General features: G+C 70.2%; 13 protein-coding genes. 7 read left to right on the top strand and 6 right to left on the bottom strand.

The window, feature by feature from the left end:
- Positions 1-84: 84 nt before the first annotated feature.
- From RJQ01_RS04385 to RJQ01_RS04375, 3 genes are read left to right on the top strand one after another with little or no spacing between them, the layout of a single operon-like run.
- Positions 85-825: a Pr6Pr family membrane protein gene (locus RJQ01_RS04385; RefSeq protein WP_350475507.1), complete on the top strand. Its 741-nt coding sequence runs from the start codon at positions 85-87 to the stop codon at positions 823-825.
- On the top strand, positions 822-1,739 hold the full coding sequence (locus RJQ01_RS04380) for an aminodeoxychorismate lyase (RefSeq protein ID WP_350475506.1): 918 nt from the start codon (positions 822-824) through the stop codon (positions 1,737-1,739). Before RJQ01_RS04385 ends, RJQ01_RS04380 begins: the two co-directional genes overlap by 4 nt.
- A 22-nt stretch (positions 1,740-1,761) precedes the next feature.
- Positions 1,762-3,141, top strand: a complete 1,380-nt coding sequence (locus tag RJQ01_RS04375; RefSeq protein WP_350475505.1) for a maltokinase N-terminal cap-like domain-containing protein — start codon at positions 1,762-1,764, stop codon at positions 3,139-3,141.
- On the opposite strand, the gene RJQ01_RS04370 is transcribed toward RJQ01_RS04375, so the two are convergent.
- Both RJQ01_RS04370 and RJQ01_RS04365 read right to left on the bottom strand, forming a co-directional pair.
- On the bottom strand, positions 3,138-5,276 hold the full coding sequence (locus RJQ01_RS04370) for a DEAD/DEAH box helicase (RefSeq protein ID WP_350475504.1): 2,139 nt from the start codon (positions 5,274-5,276) through the stop codon (positions 3,138-3,140). The genes RJQ01_RS04375 and RJQ01_RS04370 overlap by 4 nt on opposite strands.
- Before the next feature lie 158 nt (positions 5,277-5,434).
- Entirely contained in the window at positions 5,435-7,291 is a 1,857-nt protein-coding gene (locus tag RJQ01_RS04365; RefSeq protein WP_350475503.1) for a DUF2207 domain-containing protein, read from the bottom strand.
- Between RJQ01_RS04365 and RJQ01_RS04360 the strand changes: the two genes are divergently transcribed.
- Positions 7,290-8,699, top strand: coding sequence for a M20/M25/M40 family metallo-hydrolase (locus RJQ01_RS04360; RefSeq protein ID WP_350475502.1), 1,410 nt, complete (start codon positions 7,290-7,292; stop codon positions 8,697-8,699). The genes RJQ01_RS04365 and RJQ01_RS04360 overlap by 2 nt on opposite strands.
- 21 nt (positions 8,700-8,720) lie before the next feature.
- Here RJQ01_RS04360 and RJQ01_RS04355 read toward each other — a convergent pair whose 3' ends face one another.
- The gene (locus RJQ01_RS04355) at positions 8,721-9,617 is read right to left on the bottom strand and encodes a glycerophosphodiester phosphodiesterase (protein ID WP_350475501.1); all 897 of its coding nucleotides are present in this window, start codon (positions 9,615-9,617) and stop codon (positions 8,721-8,723) included.
- A 65-nt stretch (positions 9,618-9,682) separates the two neighbouring features.
- The gene (locus RJQ01_RS04350) at positions 9,683-11,164 is read right to left on the bottom strand and encodes an SDR family oxidoreductase (protein WP_350475500.1); all 1,482 of its coding nucleotides are present in this window, start codon (positions 11,162-11,164) and stop codon (positions 9,683-9,685) included.
- A gap of 147 nt (positions 11,165-11,311) precedes the next feature.
- Between RJQ01_RS04350 and RJQ01_RS04345 the strand changes: the two genes are divergently transcribed.
- From RJQ01_RS04345 to RJQ01_RS04335, 3 genes are read left to right on the top strand one after another with little or no spacing between them, the layout of a single operon-like run.
- A complete protein-coding gene (locus tag RJQ01_RS04345; protein WP_350475499.1) occupies positions 11,312-12,202 on the top strand; it encodes an iron-sulfur binding domain-containing protein in 891 nt (296 codons plus the stop codon).
- 60 nt (positions 12,203-12,262) lie between these two features.
- Positions 12,263-12,562 carry a 2TM domain-containing protein gene (locus RJQ01_RS04340; RefSeq protein ID WP_350475498.1) on the top strand — a complete coding sequence of 100 codons (300 nt, stop codon included), beginning with the start codon at positions 12,263-12,265 and terminating at the stop codon, positions 12,560-12,562.
- Between the two features lie 50 nt (positions 12,563-12,612).
- The gene (locus tag RJQ01_RS04335; protein ID WP_350475497.1) at positions 12,613-12,774 is read left to right on the top strand and encodes a hypothetical protein; all 162 of its coding nucleotides are present in this window, start codon (positions 12,613-12,615) and stop codon (positions 12,772-12,774) included.
- Between the two features lie 12 nt (positions 12,775-12,786).
- On the opposite strand, the gene rbfA is transcribed toward RJQ01_RS04335, so the two are convergent.
- On the bottom strand, positions 12,787-13,305 hold the full coding sequence (gene rbfA, locus RJQ01_RS04330; protein WP_350475496.1) for a 30S ribosome-binding factor RbfA: 519 nt from the start codon (positions 13,303-13,305) through the stop codon (positions 12,787-12,789).
- Positions 13,306-13,372: 67 nt separating this feature from the next.
- Positions 13,373-15,046: translation initiation factor IF-2 (gene infB, locus RJQ01_RS04325; RefSeq protein WP_350475495.1), on the bottom strand; the 1,674-nt coding region annotated here is incomplete at its 5' end.

Raw genomic sequence — 15,046 nt, 5'->3', positions numbered from 1 at the left:
ACAGGCAGACCGCTCGGTATGTACCCCGAATTGTCACCCTCTGCACCTGGATAAACCAGGTCACAAGTCGGTAACGTTGACGAGGTGACTCCGTCGTCCCCCCTCGGCGAGGCCGCAGCGTCAGCCCGACTCCACACCCTCCGCCACATCGCGGGGATCATCAGCATCATCGTCGGACTGCTCGTGCTGGTCGCGCTCATCACCCAGATCACCGACCAGATCGCGTTCGGTCGGTTCGAGCCGACCGAGTACTTCGCGTACTTCACGATCCAGACCGCGATGATCAACATCGTCGTGCTCATCGCCGGCGGCGTGCTCGCCTTCGCCATGGAGCGGGACACCCGTCTCTACACCGCCGTCCGCGCCTCCGCGTTCACCTACGCGCTCGTCACCGGCGCCGTCTACAACCTGCTGCTGCGCGAAGTCGTCAACGCTGACGGCTACGTCGGCCCCGTGTGGGCCAACCAGGCGCTGCACGTGTGGGTGCCCATCTACTTCGCCCTCGACTGGCTGCTCACCCCCGGTCGCGTGCGCATCGGCTGGTCGACGCTGTGGCTCGCCGTCAGCTTCCCGCTCATCTGGGTCGCCGTCACGCTGCTGCGCATCGAGTTCCTCGACGGCTGGTTCCCCTACCCGTTCCTCAACCCCGACGGCGCCCAAGGCGTGCTCGGCGTCGTCGTCTACGTCGTCGCGATCGCCGCCGCCATCATCGTGCTCGCCCTCATCGCCGTCGTCATCAATCGCGTGCACACCCGCGGAGTGCGCGGAGTCAGTCACGGTCGACGCGGCACCGGCCCCGTCGACCTGCCATCATCGAGGGCATGACGCACGGCGCCACCCCCACGACGAGCACGCCACCGCCCGCGAATCCCGCCCACCCGCTGCTGCTCATCACCCACGACGGCTCCGGTGCGGCCACCGGCTTCGTGGAGGCGGACGCCGAGCATCCGCACCTGAACGTGCACGATCTCGGGGCGACTCGCGGTGACGGCATCTTCGAGACCTACAGCATCGGACGAGGCCACGTGCAGGCCCTCGACGCGCACCTGGAGCGCTTCGCGCGGTCCGCCCGCATGCTCGACCTGCCGCAGCCCGACCTCGGCGTGTGGCGCGACGCCGTGCTCGCGATCGGGCAGCGGCTCGCCGACCACGAGGAGGCGTGGGTACGCACCATCCTCACCCGCGGCATCGAAGGGCACGACCTGCTCACCGGCTGGGCTCAAGGCCGACCCTCCCCCGACTACCGGCGCGAGCGCACCGACGGGCTCAGCGTCGTCCTGCTCGACCGCGGCCTGCGCAGCGACGTCGCGCAGACCAGCCCCTGGCTGCTCGCCGGCGCCAAGACCCTCTCCTACGCCGTCAACCGCGCCGCCGTGCGCGAGGCGCAGCGACGCGGCGCCGACGATGTCGTGTTCGTCTCCAGCGACGGGTTTCTGCTTGAGGGCCCCAACTCGACCGTCGTGCTGCGCCGCGGCGACACGCTCTCGACACCGCCCGTGGAGTTCGGCATCCTGCCCGGCACGACGCAGGGCGACCTCTTCGCCGCAGCACCCGAGTGGGGTCTGGAGGCCGTCATGGAACCTCTCACTCCCGACGATCTGCACGCCGCCGACGCGGCGTGGATCGTCTCGAGCGTGCGGCACGTGACGCCCATTCGCGCCGTCGACGGGGTCGAGCGCGCGATCGACGCGAGCCTGAGTGCCGCCTGGAACGGCTACCTGCACGCACGACTCTCCTAGCCGGTGCTTGTACGGTGGATGCATGGACAGCACGACGGAGTGCCTCACCGACTGGATGACGCGACAGCGGTGGTACGCCGGCAAAGGGCGCATCCCGCAGCTCGTCGAGGTTTTCCGGGAGGAATGGCAGGCACAGGAAACCGCGCGGCACGACAGCGGCCCGTCGAGCGAGCCCGCATCCTCCACCGCAGCAGACTCCGACACCCGCATCATCGTGCTCCTCGTGCGAGACCTCGCCAACAATCCTCCCTCGCTGTACCACGTGCCGATCGTCGAGCGCTCGACCATTCCGAAGGGCGCCGGACCGCACCTCATCGGGCGCACGGCCGATGACCGCTACCTGTTCGACGGTGCCTGGGACCCGGCGTACACGACCGAGCTGCTGCGCCGCCTCTCGGTGACGCGCGCCGACACGCGGTCGCGCGTGCACGGCGGCGAGCAGTCCAATACATCGATCATCTACGACCAAGGGTCAGAGGCCGCGGTCGTGGCGAAGATCTTCCGCCTCGTGCACACGGGCGAGAACCCGGACGTGACGCTGCAGACGGCTCTCACGAGCGCCGGCTATCGCTCCGTACCGCGGATGCTCGGCTTTCTCTCCGGCGCATGGCACGACCCCTACGAGCAGGAGGAGCGGTCGGTCGGCCACCTCGCGTTCGCGCAGGAGTTCATCCCCGGCGTGCAGGACGGCTGGCAGATCGCCCTGCAGTCCTCCGCCGACGGCGACGACTTCACCGAGCATGCCGCGCGCCTCGGTCGCACCACCGCTGAAGTGCACACGGGGCTTGCCGCCTGCCTGCCGACGCGCGAAGCGACGCTCGGCGACATCGTCGGCTTCGTCGCCGGGTGGCACCAGCGCCTCGCCATCGCGACCTCCGACGTGCCCGAGCTGCGCGCCCTGCGGCCCGCCATCGAAGCCGTCTACGACTCGGCGCAGGACGCGCCCTGGCCGAAGCTGCAGCGCATCCACGGCGACTACCACCTCGGGCAGGTGCTGCGCCGGCCGAGCGGCGAATGGCTGCTCGTCGACTTCGAGGGCGAGCCGTTGCGACCCCTCTCGGAGCGCACGCGCGCCGACTCCCCCCTGCGCGACGTCGCCGGCATGCTGCGCTCGTTCGACTACGTCGTCGGGGCGCGCCGCAACACGGCACCCGACGAGGCCGCGCGCGAGGCCGTCGACGGCGACTGGGCCCGCGCGGCCCGGGCCGGGTTCCTCGACGGGTATATCGCCGAGAGCGAGGTGGACCTGCGGTCGCACCGTCAGCTGCTCGACGCCTTCGAGCTCGACAAGGCCGTCTACGAGGCCATGTACGAGGCCCGCAATCGCCCCGCCTGGCTGCCGATCCCGCTCGCGGGCATCCGCTACCTCGTCTCCGACGAACGGCTTGCCGCTCGTCGCTAGAGGTTCTTCTCGAGCTCCTCGGCGAGCATCTGGCTGAGCGCCTGCACCTGCACGGTGCCCTCGGCGGTGACGTCGACGTCAGAACCGTCGAGCGCGCGGGCCGCGAGGCCCGCTTTCGCGTCGATGAGGTCGGCAATGCGCAGGTCGATCGTCTGCGCGGCAAGGATGCGCCACGCGGTGACCGGCAACTCCTGGCCGATGCGGTGCACGCGGTCGATTGCCTGCGTCTGCTCGGCCGACGTCCACGACAACTCCGCCAGCACGACGTTCGACGCCGCCTGCAGGTTGATGCCGACGCCCGCCGCCGAGAGCGAGCACACGATGACGCTCACGTCGGCATCGTTCGTGAAGCCGTCGATGGCCTCCTGGCGCGCCTTCGGGCTCTGGTCGCCGCGGATGCTCACCGAACGCATGCCCACCGAGGCGAAGTGGCGCTCCGCGGCGTCCATCACGTCGATGTGCTTGGCGAAGAACACCACCTTGCCCACGTTGCGGGCGAGCTGCGCCGTGTAGTCCGCCGCGAGCACCGCCTTCGCGGTACCGATCTGGCGCACCATCGTGAAGACGTTGTCGCCGTTCGAGGCGCCCTTCGACTCCTCGAGCTCAGCGTGCGCAACGAGGCGCACGAGGTCGTGGTCGACGCCGATCGGCGGCACCTCGCGCGCCGCGACGACGCGACGGTAGCGGTCGACGAGACGAGCGAGCAACGCGGCCTCGGAGGCACGGATCGAGCGCCCGAACTCGTCGTCGAGCTCGACGGGGATGTCGGCTATGCGGCGTGCCGGGATGTCCGACGCGACGTCGACCTTCTTGCGGCGCACGATGCCCATGTCGATCACGCACTGGCGGGACGCGGCGAAGAAGCCGGGGTCTGCCGGCGTCAGTTCCGTCTCCTCCAGCGCTGACATGAGGCGGCCCGTGGGCTTCTTGTCGTCGATCCAGCCGAGGAACTTCCAGATCATGCGGAAGTCTTCGATCTGGTTGATGAGCGGCGTGCCCGTCAGCGCCATCATGAGCGCCTTCGGGTGCAGCACGCGCAGCGCGGCGGCGAGAGACTGCACGTGGCGGGTGCGCTGCGAGGTCGCATTCTTGATGAAGTGCGCCTCGTCGACCACCATGCCCTTAAAGCCGAACCGGCCGAGCCAGCCGACATGACGGTCGAGGATCTCGTAGTTGACGATCACCACGTCGCTGAAGGCGTCCAGATCGTCGCCGTCGCCGTGCACGACGGTGGCCGTGCGCTGCGGGATCCACCGCTGCACCTCGCGCGCCCAGTTCGTCTTCACGACGTTGGGCACCACGACGAGCAGCGGGAAGGCGCCGGCGACGTTCGCCGCCATGAGCGCCTGCGCTGTCTTGCCGAGACCGGGCTCGTCGGCGAGCAGGAACGTGCGGTGACCGCCGCGCACGGCTTCGATGAGGCGGGCCTGGTGACGCATGAGCTCCATGCCGCCGGGGGTCACGAGTGACCCCGCCTCGGGCAGCTCCATCGACGCGGCCTGACCGCCCGCGCCGTACTCGAACGAGCGGAACAGGGGCTCGATGAGCTCCCAGTTCGACAGGCGCGAGCCGGCCGGCGCCGACGCCGCCGAGAGCGCGCTCAGATCGGGCGCGAGGAAGGGATTCGCGAGCTGCGCCTGCTTGACGCTCGGCGGTACGACCTGCTTGGCGACCTCGGCCGTGACGGGTGCCGCTTCGCTCACGATGAGAAGGTCATCCGGCTCGAGCTCGGCTCCCGACGCGAGAAGCATGTCGCGCCGCAACGCCCTCGCCGCGTCGGAGACCTTGGCCTCGGGAGCGAGCAGAGCGATGAGGGAGGTGTCGCGCGCGGCCGTCTTGGCCATGATGCTCGCGAGTCCGTCGAGGCGCTTGAGCACTTCAGCCCGCTCGCTGTCGCTGACCTCGGCGTCTTTCTTGACGCGCGCGCGCTCCTCGCGCACCAGCAGCGCGGCGACCTGGAACTTGGTGCGGTTCGAGGGGCTCGCCTTGCCGCGCTCGGCCGCGTTCTCCACCTCGCGCACGGCGCGGGCGAGAATCGGAATGATGCCCTGCTCGTCGAGCGGCCGACGACGGCGCGAGCCGTTGCCGCCCGACTTGGACGAACTCTTCCTCTGACGCTGGCCGGTCTGGGCCATGCCCCTCCTCGACAAGGCCGGAACACGGCGTGTGCCAGCCGAACGGTGACTGCGCGATACCGCCTACTCGAACTGCGGTACCGCCGAACGTGACGCAGCACTCCGACGCCCTGACCCGATCGAGGAACGACCGGTGGGCGGAATGCCTGCGTACGAGTTTACACCCCGCCGCCGCCTCCGCCGCCACCGCCGCCGCCGGACGACCCGCCGCCGCTCGAACCGCCACTCGAGCTTGAGCCCGAGTAGCTCGACGACAGCGTCGAGCTCACCGAGGTGACGCCCGCCGCGAACGCGCCGACGCTGAACGCGCTCGAGCTCGAGTACCAGCCCGGCTGCTGCCCCTCTCCGTAGTACTCGCCGATCACCTCGGCCCACTCCTTCTCATGCTTGCCGAGCACCGCCCACGGCAGCAGGCGCTCGTAGAGCTTCAGCCGCTCGCCGCTGTCCGCCGCGTTCACGGGCTCACGCAGGGCTCCCTCGGGCGACTGCAGCACGCGCATGCGGTCGGCCTCCGCGAGCTCGAGGTACACGTCGAGCCCCTTGAGATGGTCGACAAGCTCGGCGCCCTCCGCCGTGAGCGGCTGCCTCCACAGGTTGCCGCCGACGATGAAGAAGCACAGCACGGGCACGACAATGAGCACGAACGTGGTCAGGCCTGACCGCCCCTCCTCGTCGAGCGACACCCCGCCGATGAACGACAGCACGATCGCTCCCGACACGAGAGACGTCAGCCCGAACGAGAACTTGGCGGGGATGCTCCGTCTCCAGCCCCGCGTCAGCACCGACTTCGCGACGCGCGCGAGCTGCTTCTGGATCTTCGCGCTGAGCGTCGTGTTCTGCGCCTTCAGGGTGTGCTCGGTGCCGCCAGCCAGTCCACCGCCGAAGAAGTAGGTGAGCAGCCGGCGCTCCTCCCCCTCCACTCCCAGGGCCGATTCCAGACGCAGGCGCCACTGCCGGCGCTGAAGAAGACCGCCCTTGTCGACCTCCATGATTGTGATGACGCCCCGCACCGCGAAGTCGACCAGCTGCGAGGCGACGGCGCGCGACTTGCGGTGCGTGAGGATCGCCGCGTCGAGCAGCGACATGCCCTTCGGTGGCAGATACTCCGGCACGATCACGGGCCGGCCCCGCGCATCCCGAAAACGGGTGCGCCGCAGCACGATCGCCGCAATCGCCGCCAGCACAGCGATGGCGACGCCCGCGAACTGCACCCACGACCACGGCGAGGCGAGCGGAGAATCGTCGAAGAGCACGAAGGTGCCCGGCTCGAACGCGACCGCGAGCGTCACGTTCTGGTACGCGAAGAGGTCGCGCGCCTCCGCCACGACCGTGGCGCCCTCGACCGTGATCGAGCACGGATCCGTCGAGCCGGCGTAGCCCTGGTAGCACGCCACCTGACCGTCGATGAGGGCAGTCTCCAGGCCATCCTCGAGCAGCAGAGTGCCGCGCACGAGGCCGAACGGCTGAGCCCAGTCGGTGCCGTTGACGTTCCAGTAGAACTCCTCCGCCGTCGTGGTCGTGAAGAAGTCGACGACGTCGCGCTGCGTGTAGGTGATCACGTAGGTCTGCACGCCGCGAACGAACTGGCCCTCCGGCACTGCCGACGTCACCGTCACGACACCGGAATCGGCGTCGACGCTGTACGGGCGAGGGGCACCGGACTCATCCGTCACCGAGATCACCTTGAGGCTCGTCGTGTGCCCCTGATAGGTCGCCGGGATCGCACGACGGAGCCCGCGGTTCTGGTCGAACTCCGGGAACCGCGCGACGATCGTCTCCGTCGTCGTGAGCGTCGAATGACCGTCGTCGTCACGACCCAGCACGTACTGCGCGTCGAAACGGTCGAACGTGAAGTCGTTCACGTTGGCGGGCATCGTCGCGCCGACGACCGCGACGAGCGGGGCGGTCGTCGAGCTTACAGCGCTCACGACGGCAGGCGGGGCCGCCTGGGCAGGGCCGGCCGCGGCGAGAGGCGTGAGAAAACCGAGGCAGAGGAGTGCGACGATGGTGCGCATGGCTTCGACCGTACCCGCACCCGCCGCGCGCGACGAGCACCGGAACACGTTCAGCGACGCGGACGCTCTCGAGGCACTGCGGCAACTGCTGCGCATCCCCACCGTCTCCCGGCCCGCCACCGGCCCGGGGCCGCGCACCGACCCCGCCCCCTTCGAAGCCTTCATCGCTGCACTGCCCGGGCTGGTCCCCCGCGTGCACGAGACGCTCGCGCTCGAGCGCCTCGGCGCCGAGCCGCACCACGCCCTGCTCTACCGGTGGCGGGGCAACGACCCGGCCGGCGCTGCCCAGCCCACCGTGCTCATGGCGCACTACGACGTCGTGCCCGCCATCGACGAGGGCTGGCGACACCCGCCCTTCGCCGCCGAGATCGTCGGCGACGGCGACGCCGCCGTGCTGTGGGGGCGCGGAACGCTCGACGACAAAGGATGCGTGGTGGCGATCCTCAGCGCAGTCGAGCGCATGCTCGCCGCGGGCCGCGCACCGCGGCACGACGTGCTGCTGTGCTTCGGCAACGACGAGGAAGTCGTCGGCACCGGCGCGCGCGACATCGTGGACGCGCTGCGGGAGCGGGGCATCCGGCCCGCCCTTGTGCTTGACGAGGGCGGCGCGATCGTGCGCGAGGTCTTCCCCGGCGTCGACGAGGACTACGCGGTCATCGGCGTCACGGAGAAGGGCATCGCCACGCTGCGGCTGCGGGTCGAGGAGCACGGCGGCCACGCGGCGAGCCCGCCCGCCTTCGCCGCCACCGAGCGGCTGGCGCGCGCCATCCTGCGCCTGAACCGACGGCCAGCGCCGGCGAGGCTCGGCGCGACGACGCGCACCATGATCCGCACGCTGGGCGCGCGGGCGCGGCAGCCGCTGCGGGCCGTGTTCGGGGCCGTCGACGTGCTCGCGCCGCTGCTCGCACGCGTCTTCGTCAGCCGCGGTGCCGAGACCGCCGCGCTCACCCGCACCACGCGGGCCGTCACCGAGCTGCGTGCTGGGCACGCCCCCAACGCGCTCGCCGAATCGGCCGAGGCAACGCTCAACATGCGTATCGCCCCGTGGTCGAGCGTCCAGGACGCCGTCGACGAGGTGCACCGCGCGATCGCCGACGACGCCGTGCTGATCGACATCGTCGAGGCGAGCGAGCCCTCCCCCGTCTCCCCCGACCGCGGCCCGGCGTGGGACGACCTCGTCGCCTCCATCCGCACCGTGCACCCTGGCCTGCTCGTCACCCCCTACGTGATGATGCAGGCGAGCGACGCGCGCTGGTTCACCGCCATCAGCGACCATGTGTACCGCTTCGCGCCGTTCCGCATGAGTGGCGAGGAGCGCGCCTGCCTCCACGCGAAGGACGAGAGGATGCGCGTGACCGCGTTCCTCGACGGCATCGAGGTGTATCGGGCACTGCTCGAGCGTCGCTGAGCGACTCGAGCCGGCGGCCGGTCAGCCGTCGGCCGGGGTCGGCTGCCAGTGCGCGTGCCGGCGCGGAGCATCCGTGACCACGGCGTCGACCCCGAGGGCGATCGCGCGCTGCCACAGACGCGGGTTGTTCAGGGTGTAGACGACGACGGTGATGCCGGCGTCGTGCAGGGCGCCGACCGCGTGCGGCTCGACCTCGAACGAGCGCAGGCTCGTCACGACGGTCGAGGCGCCGACACGGTCGGCGAAACGCACCGGGTCGGCGGGAAGTCGCCTTACGACCGCCGCCCGGGCCAGACTGGGCGCTGTGCGCCAGAGCTCCAGAAGGGTCTCCTCCTCGAAGCTCGCCATGACGACGCGATCCTGCACGCCGTACCGGTAGATCTGCGCGGCGAGCGGGGCGAGGCCCTCCTCGGGCCACACTCCCTTGAGCTCGATGAGCGCGCGCGCCTCCGACCGCTGCAGCAGCGGCAGGAACTCGTCGACGGTCGGGATGCCTGTGCCGCCCCACGCGCTGCCGTACCAGCTGCCGGCGTCGAGGTCACGCAGCTCGGCGAGCGTGTGCTCAGCGACGTGGCCTGCGCCGTTCGTGGTGCGGTCGAGCAGCTCATCGTGCACGATGACGGCATGCCCGTCGAGGGTGAGGCGCACGTCGAGCTCGACGATGTCGGCGCCGCTTGCGAGGGCCGCCTCAAGCGCGGGCAGCGTGTTCTCCGGTGCGCTGGCCGGGTCGCCACGGTGGGCGACGGTGAGGGGCATGCCGTCGTTGAGGCGCGCAGAGCCCAGGGGCTGTGCGGCGTACACGGTGGCCGCGGTGTGGTCGATCGCGAGAACCGCGATGAGGGCCACGGTGGCGGTGAAGCAGGCGGCGACTCGACGCGCGGAGTATCCCGCAGAGAGCGTCGGAGTGGTGCGCGCCATCGACTTCGCTTTCGACCGTCGGGTGTGCCGCGTCGTTGCGGTACCCGCCCAGCCTAGCGCAGTCGTTACGTTTTCGTTACCTTTTCTGCGTCGGTCAACGATGACGCCTTCGCCGCCATCGACGCCGCCATACCCGCGAAGATGACGCCGTGGAACGGCAGGATCGCGAACCAGTAGAGGCGGCCTCCGAGACCGGAGGGGAAGAAGATCGCCCGCTGCTGGAGGCGCGATCCACCACCCTCCCGCGGCTCCACGGTGAACTCGAGCCAGGCGCGGCCCGGCACCTTCATCTCGGCCCGCAGCCGCAGGAAGCGGCCGCGATCGAGCTGCTCGACGCGCCAGAAGTCGAGGGCGTCACCGGGGGCGAGCAGCTCGGGATGCCGACGGCCGCGCCGCAGGCCCACTCCCCCCACGAGCTTGTCGAGCAGGCCTCGGGCGGCCCAGGCGACCGGCAGCGAGTACCAGCCGTTGTCGCCGCCGATGCTCTCCACGATGTGCCACAGCTGCTCCGGGTCCGCGTCGGATTCCACCTCGCGCAGATCGGTGAACACCGTCGCGCCGCTCCACTGCGGGTCGCTCGGCAGCGGGTCGCTCGGCGCCCCCTCAACGGCGCCGTTGCGCCAGCTCGTCTCCACCTCACCCTCGCGCATCTTCGCGAGCGCGTAGCGCACCGCGGTGCGATAGCCCGTCAGGCCTCCCTCTGGCGGGGGGATGAGCTCGTCGATGTCCGACTCGCCCACGATCGCGTCGTACTGCAGGCTCGAGATGATCGGCACGGCGAGCGCGCGCGGAATCGGCGTCACGAGGTTCACCCATTGACTCGCGAGGTAGGGGGTCAGCACCGGAAGGCTCGCGATGGGGCGTTGCTTGAGCCCCGCCTCGACCGCGTAACCGTTCATCATCTGGCCGTACCGCAGCACGTCGGGCCCGCCGATATCGAAGGCGCGGTTGACCTCCGGCGGCAGCGTGGCCGCGCCGATCAGGTAGTGCAGCACGTCGCGTACCGCGATCGGCTGGATGAAGTTGCGCACCCACTGGGGCGCGGGCATGTACGGCAGCACCTCGGTCAGGTGCCGGATCATCTCGAAGCTCGCCGACCCAGACCCGATGACGACTCCGGCCTGGAGCGCGACCGTCGGCACGCCGGAGGCCAGCAGGATGTCGCCCACCTCCTTGCGGGAGGCCAGGTGCCGCGAGAGCGGGCCGTCGGGATGCAGGCCGCCCAGGTACACGATTCTGGCGACCCCGGCATCCCGCGCCGCCGAGGCGACCGTCGTGGCGACCTGCCGCTCCACGACCTCGAAGTCGCCCTTGCCGCTCATCGAGTGGACGAGGTAGTAGAGCACCTCGATGCCGTCGACCGCGGTGCGCACGTCTGCCGCGCGTGCGAGGTCGCCCTGCACAACCTCGACGTCGTCCGCCCAGGGCACGTCGCGCAGCCGCGCGGGGTCGCGCACGATGACGCGCACGTCGTGGCCCGCCTCGAGAAGGCGGGGCACGAGTCGCCCGCCGATGTACCCGGTCGCTCCTGTGACGAGAATCCGCATGCGGCCACGCTAGGTCGCGTTGCTGGGCGCGAGCCGCGCCACGCGCCCCACCTTTTGCGCAGATCTGACGCGTGGGGGCGTTATCGCGCACTACGAGCGCCCCTGAGCGCCAGATCTGACACGGAGGGGGGTCGTAGGGTGGGGAGCGTGAGCGTGCGGGAGGCGGACGGGGAACTCGCGTCGACCGTCGTGGAGTGGTTCGCCGCGAACGCGCGCGACCTGCCGTGGCGGCGGCCGGGCTTCAGCGCCTGGGGCACGCTCGTGAGCGAGATCATGCTGCAGCAGACGCCGGTAGCGCGCGTGATCCCGCGCCTCGAGCAGTGGCTCGCGCGCTGGCCGAACCCTGACGCGCTCGCCGCCGACTCGCCCGCCGACGCGGTGCGGGCCTGGGACCGCCTCGGCTACCCGCGCCGTGCGCTGCGCTTGCACGCCGCCGCGGTGGCCATCAGCGAGCAGTACGGCGGCGAGGTGCCTCGCGACGTGGATGCTCTGCTCGCGCTCCCCGGCATCGGCGAGTACACGGCGCGCGCCGTGGCGGCGTTCGCCTTCGGAGTGCGCACCCCGGTGGTCGACGTCAACACCCGTCGAGTGCTCGCGCGCGCAGTCGCGGGTCAGGGTGAGGCAGGACCCGCGCGTTCACGGGCCGATCTCGCCGCCATGGAGGCGCTGCTGCCGAGCGACCCTGCCGAGGCGCGGGCGTTCAACGCGGGCGCGATGGAGCTCGGCCAGACGGTGTGCACGGCGCGCACCCCGCGCTGCGAGAGCTGCCCTCTCGCGCGGCTGTGCGCGTGGCGAGCGGCCGGCTACCCCGCGTACGCGGGCCCCACGGCCCCGCGGCAGGCGCGCTTCGAGGGCAGCGATCGTCAGGTGCGCGGGCTGATTCTGCGCGAGCTGCGACACAGCGACACGGCGGTGCCCGCCGACGTCATCGAGTCGCTCTGGCCGGACGCCGTGCAGCGCGAGCGCGCGCTCGCGAGCCTGCTGGTCGATGGTCTCGCTCTCGGCGATCCGAGCAGTGGATACTCCCTGCCCGGTTGACGCGTTCGTCCACCGTTCGGAGGATGCGTGCGGTCTGAGCGCGAGCGTACGCTCGGGGGCATGAGCACGAACGACACCACCACCGAGTCCGAGCGCGTCCGCAAGCAGGCCTACCGCCGCCTGAAGGCTCAGCGCGATTTCTTCCGTTTTCTGCTGGTCTGGGCGGCCGTCTCCGCCATCGTCAGCGGTGTGTGGGCTTTCCTGACGCCGACCGCCTTTTTCTGGCCGATCTTCGTCATCGGCGGCATGGGAATCGCCGCCATGTTCATGGCGATCGACGCATTCGGGCCGGGCTCTGTCATCACCGAGGCTGACATCGACGCCGAGGTGCAGCGCATGAGCCGACGCCGAGGAGCCTGAGGCACGCGGAAATCTACCCGGCGCCCAGCGATTACTGCGAGACTGTCGCTATGAGCGAGATGCAGTCAGCCCCCCGCAATCGTCTGGTCGACGTGGTGACGAAGCTCGGCCTCGCCCTGATGGTCGGCATGGGCGCGCTCATCGTCGTGGGCGGGCTCATCCTCTCGGTCGTCTCGATCGTGGCGACCGGCGCGATCGATCTCGGCCACTAGACCGAGGTCGAGCTACCGCGCCTGCTCGCCGTCGTCTGCCGGCGCGTCGTCTCCGAGCCGCGACGTGTCCGCGTCGTCGCCGAGCCCTGACGTGTCCGCGTCGTCGCCGACCCACTCGCGCGGCTTGACGTACGGGTCGGGGTCGCCGGCGTATTGCGCGGTGGCGGCCGAGCTGTGGGTGAGCTCGTCGCGCTCACGGGCTTCGCGCAGCAGCGCCTCGATCGAGGCCGCGTTCTCGGGCACCCCGTCGGGGATGAACTCGAGCGACGGGGTGAGGCGCGTGTTCAGGTTGCGGCCGACCTCGGTGCGCAGCATCCCCGTCGCGGCCGTCAGGGCGGCGGCGCTGTCGGCACGCTCCTGATCGGTGCCGTAGACGGTGTAGAAGATGGAGGCGTGCTGCAGGTCGCCGGTCACCTGCACGTCGGTGATGGTCACGAAGCCGAGCCGCGGGTCGCGCAGCCCTTTGTCGAGTCGCTTGGCGACGACCTCCTTGATGCGATCGGCCACCTTGCGTGCACGTGGGTTCGCCATGGTGCTGTCTCCTTCGGAGGAAGAGGGATGGGGTGGCCCCCCCGGGGCTGAGGGAGCAGGGCGCGCGCTAGTCGCGCGGCTTCTCCTTCATCTCGATCGTCTCGATCTCGTCGCCGATCTGGATGTCGTTGAACTTGCCGAGACCGATACCGGCCTCGAAGTCCGTGCGCACCTCGGTGACGTCGTCCTTGAAGCGGCGCAGCGACTCGATGGCGAGGCCGTCGCCCACCACGACGCCGTCGCGGATGACGCGGGCTTTCGCGTTGCGGGTGATGGTTCCGCTGCGCACGATGACACCGGCGATGTTGCCGAACTTCGACGAGCGGAAGATCTCGCGAATCTCGGCGACACCGGACTGCACTTCCTCGAACTCGGGCTTGAGCATCCCCTTGAGCGAGCCCTCGATCTCCTCGAGCGCCGCGTAGATGACCGAGTAGAAGCGAATGTCGACGCCTTCACGCTGGGCGCGCTCGCGCGCCTTCGTGTCGGGGCGCACGTTGAAGCCCACGATGATCGCGTTGTCGATCGTCGCGAGGTTCACATCGCTCTCGGTCACCGCACCCACACCGCGGTGGATGATGCGCAGCTGCACGCTGTCGTCCACCTCGATCTTGAGCAGGGCCTCTTCGAGCGCTTCGACGGCACCCGAGACGTCGCCCTTGATGATGAGGTTGAGCGATTCGACCTTGCCGTCTTCGAGCGCCTTCGTGAAGTCCTCGAGGCTGATGCGCTTGCGCGCCTTCGCCAGGAGGGCATTGCGCTCGGCGGCCTCGCGCTTCTCCGCGATCTGTCGGGCGGTGCGGTCGTCCTCGGTGACGATGAACGTGTCGCCGGCGCGCGGGACGCTCGAGAGGCCCTGCACCTGCACGGGGCGCGAGGGGTACGCCTCCTCGACCTTCTCGCCGTTCTCGTCGGTCATGGCGCGCACGCGGCCGTAGGCGGTGCCGGCCACGATCGGGTCTCCGACGCGCAGCGTTCCCGCCTGGATGAGCACGGTCGCGACCGAGCCGCGGCCCTTGTCGAGCTTCGCCTCGATGGCGACACCGCGAGCGTCGCGCTGCGGGTTGGCGCGCAGGTCAAGACCGGCGTCGGCGGTCAGCAGCACCGCGTCGAGCAGCTCGGTGATGCCGATCTTCTTGAGCGCCGAGACGTCCATGAACATCGTGTCACCGCCGTACTCCTCCGCGATGAGCCCGTACTCGGTGAGCTGTTGGCGCACCTTGGCCGGGTTCGCGCCCTCGGAGTCGATCTTGTTGACCGCCACGACGATTGGAACGTCTGCCGCCTGGGCGTGGTTCAGCGCCTCCACGGTCTGCGGCATGATGCCGTCGTCCGCGGCGACCACGAGGATCGCGACGTCGGTCACCTGGGCACCTCGAGCACGCATGGCGGTGAACGCCTCGTGACCCGGGGTGTCGATGAAGGTGATGGCGCGCTCGATCTCCTCGTGCTCCGTCCACACCTGGTAGGCACCGATGTGCTGCGTGATGCCGCCGGACTCGCCGGCGACGACGTTCGCTTCGCGGATCGCGTCGAGCAGCTTGGTCTTACCGTGGTCGACGTGGCCCATGACGGTCACGACGGGCGGGCGGATGACGAGGTCTTCTTCGTCGTCGTCCTGCTCGAGGTCGATGTCGAAGGCTTCGAGAAGCTCCTTGTCCTCGTGACCGTGCTCTTCCACCTCGGCGAGATGGCCACGGCGACCGAGTCGCTCGACGGCGCGACCTTCGAGGTGCTCGGC

Origin of the sequence: Microcella sp. (assembly GCF_040286215.1) — a bacterium.
GTDB lineage: Bacteria > Actinomycetota > Actinomycetes > Actinomycetales > Microbacteriaceae > Microcella.
The sequence above is the reverse complement of the archived record's forward strand: the minus strand, read 5'-3'. Positions and strand labels throughout refer to the sequence as shown.